Source organism: Achromobacter sp. JCM 18799 (assembly GCF_055395645.1).
On sequence record NZ_AP043866.1, the window covers coordinates 6,601,595 to 6,613,720 of the forward strand.

Here is a 12,126-nt window from a genome sequence, read left to right on the forward strand (position 1 = left end):
CGGAACCGGAATTATCGTCATGACCTTGCCGTCTTTTCAGCTGCGCCGCAATGCCTTCGGACGCCTGGAGTTCCAGTCCGCCGATGGCCAGAACCACGAGGGCGTGCTGCCCGTGCGCGCCTTTCCCATCAGCGAACCTGGCCGCGGCCTGTCGCTCGTGACGGTGGACGGGCGCGAACTGCTCTGGATCGAGCACCTGTCCGATGTGCCGTCTCCGCAGCGCGAGTTGATCGAGGAAGAACTGGCGAGCCGGGAGTTCATGCCCGAGATCCGCAAGCTGGCCAGCGTCTCCACCTTTGCCACCCCCAGCACCTGGCAGGTCGATACCGACCGCGGCCCCACCTCGTTCACGCTGCGCGGCGAAGAGGACATCCGCCGCCTCAGTCCGCAGACCCTGTTGATCGCCGACAGCCACGGCATCTTCTATCTGGTGCGCGACATCCAGTCGCTGGACAAGCACAGCCGCAAGCTGCTGGACCGCTTCCTCTAGCCCTCAGCCTTCCCGCGGCCGCTTGAACGGGGAGTGCGTTTCCAGCTCTCCCAGATAATCCGTCACCGCCGCGGTTTCCTCGTCCAGGAAGTTCTGGATCGCGTCCGCGAAGCCGGGATGCGCGACCCAGTGCGCCGACCAGGTGGGCGTGGGCAGCAGCCCGCGCGCCATCTTGTGTTCGCCTTGCGCGCCGCCCTCGAAGCGCGCGATGCCGTGGACGATGCAATAGGCGATGGACTGCATGTAGCAGGTCTCGAAGTGCAGCCCCGGAACGTATTCGGTCGCACCCCAGTAACGCCCATACAGCGCGTCGCCGCCCGCCAGGTTGAGCGCGGCGGCCACCGGCTGGCCGTCGCGCTCTGCCAGGATCAGCACGAAGGCCTCGGGCTGTTCGCGGTACGCGCGGCGGAAGAATTCGTGGTTCAGGTAGGGCGGATTGCCATGGCTGAAGTAGGTGCGGCAATAGCATTCGTAGAAGAAGTCCAGCTCGGTCTCGCCGATTTCCGCGCCGCGCAGCCAGCGGTACGACAGCCCGGCGGCCGCGACCTTCTTGCGATCCTGGCGGATCTTCTTGCGCTTGTCGTGGCTCATCGTGGCCAGAAAGGCGTCGAAGTCCGCGTAGCCCGGATTGGTCCAGTGGAACTGCACGCTTTCGCGGATCATGAAGCCGGCCTCGCGCAGCGCGCGCATGTCGGCCTCGGCAGGGAACAGCAGGTGCAGCGACGACACCTTGATCTCTTCGGCGAAGGCGACCAGCCCGCGCACCAGCGTGGCGCGATCCTCATCGTTGCCGGCCAGCAGCCTGGGACCGGTGACCGGGGTGAACGGAATGGCCGACAGCAGCTTGGGGTAGTAGCGCAGCCCGTGGCGCTGGAAGGCGTCGGCCCAGGCGTAGTCGAATACATACTCGCCGCGCGAATGGGATTTCAGGTACAGCGGCGTAGCGGCGGCCAACGCATCGTCGCGCCACAGCGCCAGGTAATGCGGAGCCCATCCGGTCTGAGGCGCGGCGCAGCCGGTCTCGTGCAGCGCGCGCAGGAACGCATGGCGCAGAAAGGGCTGGTCGCCTGCCAGCGCGTCCCATTGCTGGGCGTCGATGCGGGACAGGTCGGTCTCTATGGTCAGGCGCAGGGAATCCATGGGTGAATGATAAAGTCTCCGTGTATGCGCGCGGCCTGCGGCCACGGCGCTTTCAAGGGATTTCGGGTGGGCGCGAGGCCGCCCGGCACAGAGAAGCATATGGATAGCAACACGACGCCCGCCGCGGCCGGGCATCGCCAGGATTGCCTGCGCGGGCAGGCGCTGGCGGCCCTGGCCGCGACGGCCTGGCAGGACAAGCTGGCGGCAGTGCGCGCCATGTCGGATGAGGCGGCGCTGGACTGCGAGCGGACATACACGCCCACGGCTGGACTGCCGGGCCGTCCTGCCCGGCCCGAGCTGGTGGCTCCCGCCCAGGTCAAGCAGCGTTCCATGGCCACCGAGGAAGGGCGCGCGGCGCTGCTGCACGCGCTGGCGCACATCGAATTCAATGCCATCAACCTGGCGCTGGACATCATGTGGCGCTTTGCCGGCATGCCTCAAGCCTTCTACCTCGACTGGCTGCGCGTGGCGCGCGAAGAGGCCTATCACTTCGATCTGCTCAGGCAGCGCCTGGCCGCCATGGGGTGCGCCTATGGCGACTTCCCCGCCCACAACGGCCTGTGGGACATGGCGCAGCGCACGCAAGAGGATCTGCTGGCCCGCCTGGCCCTGGTGCCGCGCACGCTGGAGGCGCGCGGCCTGGACGCTTCTCCCGCGATCCGCGCCAAGCTGGCGGGAGCGGGCGACGCGGAAAGCGCCGCCATCGTCGACATCATCCTGGCCGACGAGATCGGCCACGTGGCCATCGGCAATCATTGGTACAAGCAGCTATGCGCGCAGGCGGGCAAGGATCCCGTGTCCTGCTATGCCGAACTGGCGCAGCGTTACGACGCGCCCCGGCTGCGCGGCCCCTTCAACCTGGAGGCGCGCCGCGCCGCCGGATTCGACGACGCCGAGCTTGCCGCGCTGCAGGCCGGTTGATTGGAAAACATGAGCACCGACACTTTCATCAAAGCGCTGCGGACCCGCTGCTTGCGTCCACTGACCATCTTCTTGACGGGAGGCGCGCTCATTTCGCTGGCGCCTGCCGCATCGGCCGCCGACGCGTTCGCGGCCTGCCTCGCGCAATTGCGCGGCCCGGCGCTCAAGGCCGGCGTGTCGGGCGCTACCTTCGACACCCAGACGGCGGGGCTCGCGCCCGACATGACGGTGCTGGATCTGCTGGACGCCCAGCCGGAATTCAAGACGCCCATCTGGGACTACATGGCGGCCCTGGTCGACGATGAGCGCGTGGCCGACGGCCAAGCCGGCATGGCGCGCTGGCAGTCCGACCTGGACCGCGCCGCGTCGCGCTACGGCGTGGACGCGGCCACCATAGCCGCGGTGTGGGGCGTGGAAAGCAACTACGGCCGCACGCTGGGCGGCCGGCCCCTGCTGACGTCGCTGTCCACGCTGTCCTGCTTCGGCCGGCGCCAGGCCTATTTCCGCGGCGAGTTCTTTGCCACGCTGAAGATCATCCAGGACGAGCACATCGCGCCAGAACGCCTGACCGGCTCCTGGGCGGGCGCCTTCGGCCAGACCCAGTTCATGCCCTCGACGTACTTGCGGCTGGCGGTGGACTTCGATGGCGACGGCCGCCGCGACCTGGTCGACAGCGTGCCGGACGCGCTGGCATCGACGGCCAACTTTCTGAAGCGGGCGGGCTGGAACAGCGCGCTGCAATGGGGCTATGAAGTCCGCCTGCCGGCGGGCCTGGATACGTCGGGCGCGGGCCGCAAGAACAAGCGCGCCATGTCGTATTGGGCGGGGCGGGGCGTGACGCGCGCCGATGGTCAGCCGCTGCCCGCGGGCGACACGCCGGCGGGCCTGCTGCTGCTGGCTGGCAGCAAAGGTCCCGCCTTCCTGGTCACGCGCAACTTCGACGCCCTGTACTCCTACAACGCCGCGGAAAGCTATGCGCTGGCCATCGCCCACCTGTCCGACAGACTGCGCGGCGGCGGTCCGCTGGCGCAGCCCTGGCCGACCGACGATCCGGGCCTGTCGCGCGCGCAGCGGCGGGAATTGCAGCGGCTGCTGATTGCCCGGGGCTATGAGATCGGCGAACCCGATGGCATGATCGGCGCCCGTACCCGGCAAGCCCTGCAGACGGTGCAGCGCGAACTGGGCCTGCGGCCGGACGGCCGCGCCGGCCTGAAGTCCTTGCAGGCCCTGCAGGCAGGAAAAACCGCCAACTGACGGGTCGGAATCGATAAGCTTTGTAAAGATGCCGGGTGTCATCCATCGGATGACAGGCAGGGCGGCAGGCATGGGCCTATACTGAATCTCCGTTTTTTCAGGAGCACGATGATGAGCCTATTGGATACCTTGGCCTCGATGGCCGGCGGCGGTCAGCAAGGGGGCTCGGCTTCGCTGCTGCCCGCGCTGATCGAGCAACTGAACAAGTACCCGGGCGGCCTGACCGGCCTGATCGCCAGCTTCCAGAAGGGCGGCTTGAGCGAGATCGTGGCCTCGTGGGTGGGCACCGGCCAGAACATGCCGGTCAGCGCCGATCAGCTTGGTTCCGTGCTGGACCCTGGCGTCGTCAACGAACTGGCCGCCAAGACCGGCCAGGACACGGATTCCGTGCTGGGTTCGCTGTCCTCGCTGCTGCCGCAGCTGGTGGACAAGGCGACGCCCAACGGCGAGGTCCAGGGCGAACAGCAATTCAACCCGGCCGACCTGCTGGCGTCCTTGTCCGGCATCTTCGGCAACCGCGCAGGATAAGTCCTATCGCCAGGCAGCCCATGCAGGCTTCTGCGCCTGCTTCCACCGGCCGGCGGCGTCTGTTGCAGGGCCTGGGCGCGGCGGCGCTGGCCGCCAGCCTGCCCGCCTGCGCGCCGGCCTGGTCGGTGCAAAGTACCTTCTGGCAGCTTTGGCCCAGCCATCTGGAATTGAGTCCAGAGGCCTGGCGCGAACGCATCGCCGCCATGCATGCGCTGGGATTCCGCGAGATCATCATCCAGTGGGTAGGCGCCAGCGGCGGGGCGCAGCCCTGGCAACTGCCCGCGCCCACGCTGGCGCTGATCTTCGACGAGGCCGAGCGCCTGGGCATGGGGCTGCAACTGGGCCTGCCCTACGACGAGCGCTGGTGGCGACAGCTTGGCAATCCGGATGACGCGGCGCTGGCCGAATTCCTGCAAGCCGCGCAGACGCAGGCGCTGGCCTATGCGGGGGCGTCGAACGCGACCGGGTTGGCGGCGTTTCGCGGCTGGTACATCCCCTACGAGATCGAGCAGCACAGTTGGGCCGCGCCCGGCCGCCAGGCGCGGTTGGCGCAATGGCTGCGCGAGCTGTCCGATCCGCTTGCGCAACAGACGGGACGCGCGCCCGCCATTTCCACCTATCACAGCAAATTGCCAGGAGCGCTGAGCCTGGCCGACCTGTGGAACGGATTGTTGGATGTTGCCAAGCTGAGGCCCATGGTCCAGGACGGAGTGGGCGTGTCCGGCATGGCGGCGTATGAGGCGCTGGAGCCCCTGCATCGCATGCTGCTGGCGCGGCGCGCGCCATTCGACCTGATCGTCGAATTGTTCGAGGAACTGCCGTCCGAACGCCAGGACGGCACCACCTTCAATGCCCGCTCCGCCGATGCGGCGCGCGTGCGCCGGCAGTTGCGCATCGCGCGGCGCTACCGCGCGCAAAGCGTGGTCGCCTTTGCGGCGGACCCCTGGCTGATCGGGCCTACGCCCGAGGCCGAGCGCTTGCGGCGCGAATGGCCGCTCTAGGCGGCCGTTTAGCGGTCGGGAAGGGAAGGGTCAGCGCGGTTGCGCCGCGGCCATGGCCTTGAGCTGCGCGCAGGTCTTTTCCTTGTCGGCCGCGCTCAGCGTGCCCAGTTGCACCTTGGCTTGGCTGTAGGACTTCGAAAAAGCGGCGTCGAAGTCCGCAGCGGACATGCCCTGGGCGCTGGTCGCGGTCTTCTGTTGTTGCTTCATCTGTTCGAGCTGCGCTGCCGTGTAGGCGCCGCAGTATTCGGCGGCGGCATGCATCTGGCCGCTCACGGCCGCCAGGTTGGGCATCTGGCCCGGCATGGTCTGCTGGGCAAGGGCGGCGCTGCTGGCCAGGGTCAGGGCGACGGTCGTCAGGGCGATACGGGCTTGTTTGAACATCGGCAATTCAATCTCCAACGCGGTGAGGGATGGGGTTTGCACGCCTGGCGATCGCGCTGCCTGCGTGGCGCGGAGCACTATGCCCGAATCATTGTTATAGGCTTATGAATCGATGTAATCGTGTGTATCAGCGGCTCAGTACGACAGCGTCATGTTCATGAACCAGCCCTTGGCGCGGTCGCTCTCGCCGCCGCCCAGGCTGGTGCGGTACTGGACGCCGAAGTCCAGATAGGAGCGCGGCGCGTTGTAGTGGTCTTCGCGGAACCAATAGCGCACGTTGAAGCCGGGTCCCACGCCCAGCGACCAGGAGGTGCCATGGTCGGACAGGACCACCGACTGGTTGCCGTAGCCGGGCAGGTCGTTCAGCTTGGCCACGCTTTTTTGCCACAGCCAGTCCGCGCCGACCACCGCATACGGAAACAGCACCAGCTTGTCGCTGATGCTGGTGGCGCGGAAGCTGCGGCCCACGCGCAGCTCGCCGGACAGGAAGGCCTGGTCGCGCTTGAGGCGGCCCGAGGAACTGCCCAGGTCCTGCTGGCGCTGGCCCTTGGAGTCCACCGAGTAGGCGGTGTAGTTGGCGCTATTGTCGTCCCAGAGATAGCCGCCCTGCGCATAGCCTTCGATGGTGAGCCAGCTCGGCACGTCCACGCGCAGCTCGCGGCCATGGTAGTAGCCGTAGGTGAGGTAGGTCATCCATCCGCCCGCGTTGCCGTTGAGCTTGTAGCGCGCGACCGCGCTCTGGTCCTGCAGGTTGGGGTAGGCGCTGTGGAAGGCCTGCTGCGCCGCGCATTGCACCGCGCTGGATTCCGGATAGGCGTAGCCCTGGCGGGTGGCCGACCCCAGGAAGAAACGCCGTTCTATGCCGAAGGTCACGCCGGTGTCGGCCAGCAGGTAGCGCAGGCCCAGCGCGCCGATGGTGCTGGGGATGCCCGCGGCCGAGCTGCTGTTGCGCAGGCGTTCGTCGGCCGAGCGGTTGTCCGGCGTGCTTTCTCCGGTGCAGGGATCCACGTTCCTGCGCGACTCGTAGGTGCTGCCGCCGTCGTACAGCGTGTTTGAGCTGCGCGCATAGGCTTCGAGCATGCCCCAGCGATTGTTCAGCTGCGGCGGACGCCAGAAGATTTCCGCAGTGCTGAATACCACGTCGCCTGGCGTGTTGATGGCGGCGCCGCCCATGCTGGAGTTGGCGGGGCGCGCACCGCGGTAAGACGCGGAGAACGAGCCGCCCCATTCGCGCGACAGGGCGGCGACGCCGCTGCGCGTGTTGTAGCGCTCAAGCGGCGTAAGGCCCAGCTGGCCGGCATCGTCCATGTCGATGGCTTGCTTGAGCGAGTCGGTGGCGGCGCGGTTGTCGCCCATTGCGGACTGCGCATAGGCCTGGTCCAGGATCAGGCGCGGCGGCGCCTGGCCGGTGGCGCGCGCGGCCGCGAAGTCGGACGCGGCGCCCGCGGGCTGGCCCAGGCGCTGGCGCGCGTAGCCGCGCTGCGCCAACAATTGGGCCGAGTCCGGCTGGCGGGCGATGGCGTCGCTCAGCCGGGTTTCCGCCTCGGCGGCTTGCGCCTTGTTGCCGGCGGCCAGCGCGGTCGTCAGCAGCTGGGCATAGCTTTCGTTGTCCGGCGCTTGCGCCACGGCCTGGCGCGCCAGGGCGATGGCTTCCTGGTAGGCGCCCTTGTCGTAGGCGGCATAGGCGCCCGTGGCGGCCGCGCTGCCCGGAGCCGGCGCGGCGGGCGCCTGGTTCGCGGCGATCTGCTTCTGAAAGGCCTGTTGCCTGGCCTGTAGCGCCACCTTGTTGGGCGCGCCCAGCGCCAGCGCCGTGTCCACGGCCTGGCTGGCGGCTTCATAGCGCTGTTGCGCGCCCAGCGATTCCACCCACAGCAAGGCCCATTCGCCTTGCCTGGGCACGGCGCGGAAGGCGCGTTCGGCGCCTGCCGCCGCCGCTGCGTAGTCCTGTCGGCCATAGTCCGCATAGGCGCGCGCCGCCACGGGATAGGCGCGCTGGTAAGGGGTTTGCGGCGCGGATTTGCGGGCAGGGGCGAGGGTTTGTACAGGCGCCTGCCCGGAAGCTTGCGCAGGCGTTTGCGCCGCAGGCTGCGCGGGCGTGGCGGCTACCGCGGGCGGACGTTGCAGGTTGGCCTTGGCCTGGCGCAGTTCGGGCGTGCCCAGGCCGTCGGCGATCGCCGCATCGGCCGCGCGCGCGGCCTCTTGGCGCTTGCCCTGCTTTTCCAGGGCGTACACCAGCAGCAGCCGCAGGCGGGCCACGTCGGGCCGCAGGCGGATGGCGTTCTCCGCCATGATCTGGGCGGTTTCGTAATGGCCGGCGTCGTACTGCTTGTAGGCCTGGTCGGCGAGTTGGTAGGCGTCGCCTTCCAGCGGACGTTCGGCTGCGGCGGCGGGTTGCGCGGCCGCTTGAGGGACTGCGGCCACGCACAGCAGGGCGCTGAAAGCCAGCGTACGGGAAATGACGGTCATGGAGGTGTGGGCCTGTGCGATAGCGGGTCCGCGGGGTGTTCGGTCTGCGTCGGGGCGCCTTGCTGGAACGAGAGCGCTTCGTGCAGCGTCTTTTCGTCGAGCCAGCCCCGTTCCATCAGGATTTCGCCCAGCGGCCGCTTCTCGCGCGCCTGGATCTCCAGCGCCTGCTCCAGCATCTGGTGATCGATGGCCTGCCAGGACAGCAGCAGGTCGCCCAGGCGCTGGCGTTGCTGCGCCAACTGGTCGGTGGAGGGGAAGTCATGCATGGTCTTGTCCCAGGCCAGCCGCTTGCCCGTGATCAGATGGCCGATGAACAGGCGCCAAGCCCGCGCCGCCGCCATGGCGTTGATGAAGTTGCCGACGATCATGCGCGGCATGGACAGCAGCGCATGCTCCCAGCCGTACATGCGGCCGACGAAGTACGCGCGTTGCACCACGCGCAGCAGCAGGGCCCCCGCGTTCAGCCACATCAGCGTCACCAGCCAGCCGCCCGGACGGAAATAGGAGGGGTAGTAGACCTTCCACCAGCCAAAGCGGTCGGCCAGATAGAAGAGAAAGAAGTTGGCCAGCAACAGATAGGCCAGTATCGCGATGAAGGATGTGAACAGTCCCTTGCGGTCGCGGAACAGCAGGTACTTGGTGGCCAGCGACCCGGTCCATCCCACCTGCTGCCAGCCTTGCAGGCCGATGCCCAGCGTCCAGCGGGCCTTCTGCCGGTAAGCGGTGCGGAAGGTGTTGGGGAAGTACTCGCGCACGCCCAGCGGCATCTTGATGGCGGAGATCTTCTCCCGCCCCAGGCCGAACCAGGAACGGCGGCGCGTCACGTACTCGACCTCGAATTTGCCGAAGATCTGGCGCATGCCGCGCTGGGCCAGGCGCGCGCCGATGTCGTAATCCTCGGTCAGCGTGTCGGTATTGAAAGGCTGGTTGTTGGTCTCTGCCGCCAGCACCTCCAGCGCGTGGCGCGAGAAGCAGGTGCCGACGCCGGCGGACGGCACCATCTTGGACAGGCTTTCGCGCACCACCAGGTCCTTGGTGTGCCATTCGGCGAACTCGTCCATGTAGGTGCCGGCGACCAGTTCGTGCCACTCCCGCTCCAGCGACGTGACCGGCAACTGGATGAAATCGATGCGCGGCAGCAGGTAGTTGTAGTACTTGAGTTCCAGCGGGTGCAGCACGTCTTCGCTGTCGTGCAGGATCACGCCGGCGAAGGGTTCGGGCTGCTGGGCGTTCTGCGCGAAGATGGCCTGCACGATCCAGTTCAGGCAGTCGGCCTTGCAGGTCGGTCCGTCGTGCGGCACTTCCACCCGTATCAGTTGGCGGTAGCGCCGCCGCATGCGTTCCACTTCCTTGATGGTGCGCTCGTCGTTCTGGTAGGTGCCCGCGAAGATCATGTAGTTCTTGTATTCCAGCGTCGACACCATGTTTTCCAGCATGGGCGCGATCACGTCATACTCCAGCCAGGCCGGCACCATGATCGCCAGCGGCTGTTCCCGCTTGGCGCGCAGCTGCTCCGCGCTCAGCGGCGCATACTGGCGCTTGACCGTCAGCCCGCGGCGCAGTTCGCGCAGCCAGAACCAGCCGTCGATGAACAGGTCGTCCAGGCTGGACAGCAGGATGATGACGCCGACCACCGCCGTCACGATCTCCAGGCCGCGGTAGTAGTCGGCGATGAGGTAGGGCCAGTAAAGCGAGGACATGGCGCCTCCGGGTTACTTGCTGTCCTTGTTCTTCCTGCGGGTGACGCGCAATGCGGCGATCAGGATCAGGAGCAGGACCAGCAGGCCCACGCTCATCGCCGGGACGCTCCACGACAGGTAGTTGCGCCATTCGAAGAAGGCGCTTGCGCCCGCCCCCGGCGGCTGGCCCGCCGCGGGATTGGCGCTGTCGATCCAGGCCAGCGGTCCCGCCGCGCCGATGATGGCGATGTTGCCGCGGTTCAGCACGAAGGGCGCCTGCGGCATCACCGGATTTTGGCCCAGCGTGTGCCACAGCAGGCCGTCCTGGCCGCCCGCGCGCACCACTTCGGCCGTGCTCAGGTTGTCCAGGCCGGAAATGTCGAGCCAGGGCGCGTTCTTGCCGTCCACCGTCAGCTGCTTGCGGTCCGTGACCTTGACCATGGGTTTGGCGCCATCCACCGCGACTTCCATCGCCACGAAGGGGCCGCCGGGCTTGGCCGCCTGGCCCGCAGGCGTGAGCGACAGCGCCGCGCGCGTGGCGGACAGGCCGCTGGCCGTGGCGATGCCGATGACGCGCTGCAGGCTGGCCGGCGCGTCGGCCAGATAGCCGTCGGGGATCAGCAGCTGGGGACTGCCCGCCAACAGCGGCAGCAGTCCCACGAAGGTGCCGTCCGGCTGCGCGCGGCCCGGCTTCACGTAGCTGGTGGGCAGCACGTTGACGGGATAGCCTTGCGGGATTTCGTTGCAATCGACCGATACCGGCTGGCGCTGGAACGTGACGCGCACCGCGTTGGTGAGGCCCAAGGCGTAGCCGGGCACGCGTGCCGTCAGGCGTTCGGGATGGCCGTCGGCGTCCATCTGCTTGGCGGCCAGCAGGATGCCGTTCCAGAACACCGAGGCGACCGGGCGGGTGGCGGAGGCGCCCGGCGCGGCGGCCAGGTCCATGACCAGTTCGTCCGGCATGCTTCCGTCCGCCGACACCGCGGCCAGCGCGAACGTGGCGTTCCAGTCGCCGCGCGCGACCACGTCGAAGCTGGCGGACGATCCGCCCAGCGCGGTCAGGCGCATGCCGTCTTCGCCCGAGGCTTGCGGCGGTTCGGCCGTCTTGACCTGAGCCTGGCGCGTGACCAGGATGCGGCGCCAAGCCGTGTCGAAGGCGCCCGCGCCCTGCGCGCCGGCATCGGCGGCCACGGCGATGACCGCCTGCCGGCCCAGCGGCGCGAGGCGGATCTCCTTGGAGGGCAGGTCCTGGCCGGCCAGGGGCATGCGCCGCTGGCGCCAGGCCTTGAAGGCCTCCGCGGCGTCGGCGTCCTGCGCCAATTGCGCCTGCAAGGCGTCCAGCGCCTCGTTGTAGCGGGCGCGCAGCGCGGCGTCGGCGATCACCACGTCGCCGCTCACGGCGGGGGCGCCCATGACCAGCAGCGCGCCGATCTCCGCGGCGTTGCCCAGCTTGTGCTTGTCACTGGCCGCCAGGGCTGCGAAAGCCGGCACCTGCCCCAGTCCGTTTGGAGCCTGCAGGCCGCGGGTGTCGATCTCGTCGCCGACTGCCGGGAAGGCGCGAACCGCAACCCGCTTGCCGCTGCGCTCCATCGCCACGCCCATGCGCCATGCGCTGTCGAAGGCCTGCTGGTCGAGCTTGGCGCCCGCCACCATCAGCACGGGCTTGCCGGGCAGGGTGCTCCAGGCTTCGTCCAGGCTGCCGATGGCCGATGCGTCGTAGCGGTAGCTCAGGCGCGTGCGCGGCGACACCATCAAGGCGTTGGCGGTGGCGCGGTTGCTTTCGCACTGGCGCTGCGCGATCTCCGATTGCCAGTCCACCGCCAGCCGCACGAAGCCGGTGTCGCGCACGCGTTGCTCCACGCTCAGCTTGCGCGTGGCCGAGCCCTCGCCGTCGGCGATGCGCTGCGCCGTCTGCGGCACGCCGTCCACCCACAGCACCATGCTGGCGCGGCCCGGTTCGCCCTTGATGTAGCGCGCGTCGAAGTCCAGCGTGGCGTCGGCTATCGGCACGCCGCGCGGCACCGGCAGGTAGAACTCTTGGCGCGCGTCGCTGTTGCTCAGCACCACCGGTTCGCGGATGCCCAGGTCTTCCAGGCTGGTGTCGCGCGTGACCCAGTCGTCGCCCAGCAAGCGCCGCAAGGCGTCGCCCGCGGGACTGGCCATCGCTCCCAAGGGGAGCAGCAACCCGGCGGCGATCAGGGCGCGGCAGAGGGTGCGGGCGGCGGGGGAGTGCGGGGCATGGGGCATGAGGGCTCCGGTGGTGAGG

10 protein-coding genes are annotated in these 12,126 nt (G+C 68.5%); 5 read left to right on the forward strand and 5 right to left on the reverse strand.

What is annotated here, in order from left to right:
- Window positions 1–19 precede the first annotated feature (19 nt).
- Window positions 20–490: a cyanophycin metabolism-associated DUF1854 family protein gene (locus tag ACZ5YA_RS31225; RefSeq protein WP_059374585.1), complete on the forward strand. Its 471-nt coding sequence runs from the start codon at window positions 20–22 to the stop codon at window positions 488–490.
- Between the two features lie 3 nt (window positions 491–493).
- On the opposite strand, the gene ACZ5YA_RS31230 is transcribed toward ACZ5YA_RS31225, so the two are convergent.
- Entirely contained in the window at window positions 494–1,630 is a 1,137-nt protein-coding gene (locus ACZ5YA_RS31230; protein WP_464091686.1) for a GNAT family N-acetyltransferase, read from the reverse strand.
- Between the two features lie 99 nt (window positions 1,631–1,729).
- On the opposite strand from ACZ5YA_RS31230, the gene ACZ5YA_RS31235 reads away from it, so the two are divergent.
- From ACZ5YA_RS31235 to ACZ5YA_RS31250, 4 genes are all read left to right on the forward strand, one after another.
- Window positions 1,730–2,551 carry a ferritin-like domain-containing protein gene (locus tag ACZ5YA_RS31235; protein WP_251877306.1) on the forward strand — a complete coding sequence of 274 codons (822 nt, stop codon included), beginning with the start codon at window positions 1,730–1,732 and terminating at the stop codon, window positions 2,549–2,551.
- A 9-nt stretch (window positions 2,552–2,560) separates the two neighbouring features.
- Window positions 2,561–3,805, forward strand: coding sequence for a lytic murein transglycosylase (locus ACZ5YA_RS31240; protein WP_464091687.1), 1,245 nt, complete (start codon window positions 2,561–2,563; stop codon window positions 3,803–3,805).
- A gap of 111 nt (window positions 3,806–3,916) precedes the next feature.
- On the forward strand, window positions 3,917–4,333 hold the full coding sequence (locus ACZ5YA_RS31245; protein WP_054450829.1) for a YidB family protein: 417 nt from the start codon (window positions 3,917–3,919) through the stop codon (window positions 4,331–4,333).
- 20 nt (window positions 4,334–4,353) lie between these two features.
- Window positions 4,354–5,334: a DUF4434 domain-containing protein gene (locus tag ACZ5YA_RS31250; RefSeq protein ID WP_118934230.1), complete on the forward strand. Its 981-nt coding sequence runs from the start codon at window positions 4,354–4,356 to the stop codon at window positions 5,332–5,334.
- 30 nt (window positions 5,335–5,364) lie between these two features.
- Here the strand turns inward: ACZ5YA_RS31250 and ACZ5YA_RS31255 are convergent, their stop codons facing one another.
- The 4 genes from ACZ5YA_RS31255 to ACZ5YA_RS31270 all read right to left on the reverse strand — a co-directional run bounded on the left by ACZ5YA_RS31255 (window position 5,365) and on the right by ACZ5YA_RS31270 (window position 12,107).
- Window positions 5,365–5,715: a hypothetical protein gene (locus ACZ5YA_RS31255; RefSeq protein ID WP_059374579.1), complete on the reverse strand. Its 351-nt coding sequence runs from the start codon at window positions 5,713–5,715 to the stop codon at window positions 5,365–5,367.
- A 135-nt stretch (window positions 5,716–5,850) separates the two neighbouring features.
- Window positions 5,851–8,181 (reverse strand): NfrA family protein, encoded by a 2,331-nt coding sequence (locus tag ACZ5YA_RS31260; RefSeq protein ID WP_464091688.1) that lies wholly within the window; start codon window positions 8,179–8,181, stop codon window positions 5,851–5,853.
- Window positions 8,178–9,881 carry a glycosyl transferase family protein gene (locus ACZ5YA_RS31265; RefSeq protein WP_059374572.1) on the reverse strand — a complete coding sequence of 568 codons (1,704 nt, stop codon included), beginning with the start codon at window positions 9,879–9,881 and terminating at the stop codon, window positions 8,178–8,180. The genes ACZ5YA_RS31260 and ACZ5YA_RS31265 overlap by 4 nt, the downstream gene beginning before the upstream one ends.
- A 12-nt stretch (window positions 9,882–9,893) precedes the next feature.
- Complete coding sequence (locus tag ACZ5YA_RS31270) at window positions 9,894–12,107, reverse strand: cellulose biosynthesis cyclic di-GMP-binding regulatory protein BcsB (protein ID WP_280016334.1); 2,214 nt, start codon at window positions 12,105–12,107, stop codon at window positions 9,894–9,896.
- Between the last annotated feature and the right edge of the window lie 19 nt (window positions 12,108–12,126).

What these genes read in the sequence shown, in the direction of transcription:
- ACZ5YA_RS31225 (WP_059374585.1), top strand. Translation starts at nt 20, where the DNA reads ATGACCTTGCCGTCTTTTCAGCTGCGCCGCAATGCCTTCGGACGCCTG.
- ACZ5YA_RS31230 (WP_464091686.1), bottom strand. Translation starts at nt 1,630, where the DNA reads ATGGATTCCCTGCGCCTGACCATAGAGACCGACCTGTCCCGCATCGAC.
- ACZ5YA_RS31235 (WP_251877306.1), top strand. Translation starts at nt 1,730, where the DNA reads ATGGATAGCAACACGACGCCCGCCGCGGCCGGGCATCGCCAGGATTGC.
- ACZ5YA_RS31240 (WP_464091687.1), top strand. Translation starts at nt 2,561, where the DNA reads ATGAGCACCGACACTTTCATCAAAGCGCTGCGGACCCGCTGCTTGCGT.
- ACZ5YA_RS31245 (WP_054450829.1), top strand. Translation starts at nt 3,917, where the DNA reads ATGAGCCTATTGGATACCTTGGCCTCGATGGCCGGCGGCGGTCAGCAA.
- ACZ5YA_RS31250 (WP_118934230.1), top strand. Translation starts at nt 4,354, where the DNA reads ATGCAGGCTTCTGCGCCTGCTTCCACCGGCCGGCGGCGTCTGTTGCAG.
- ACZ5YA_RS31255 (WP_059374579.1), bottom strand. Translation starts at nt 5,715, where the DNA reads ATGTTCAAACAAGCCCGTATCGCCCTGACGACCGTCGCCCTGACCCTG.
- ACZ5YA_RS31260 (WP_464091688.1), bottom strand. Translation starts at nt 8,181, where the DNA reads ATGACCGTCATTTCCCGTACGCTGGCTTTCAGCGCCCTGCTGTGCGTG.
- ACZ5YA_RS31265 (WP_059374572.1), bottom strand. Translation starts at nt 9,881, where the DNA reads ATGTCCTCGCTTTACTGGCCCTACCTCATCGCCGACTACTACCGCGGC.
- ACZ5YA_RS31270 (WP_280016334.1), bottom strand. Translation starts at nt 12,107, where the DNA reads ATGCCCCATGCCCCGCACTCCCCCGCCGCCCGCACCCTCTGCCGCGCC.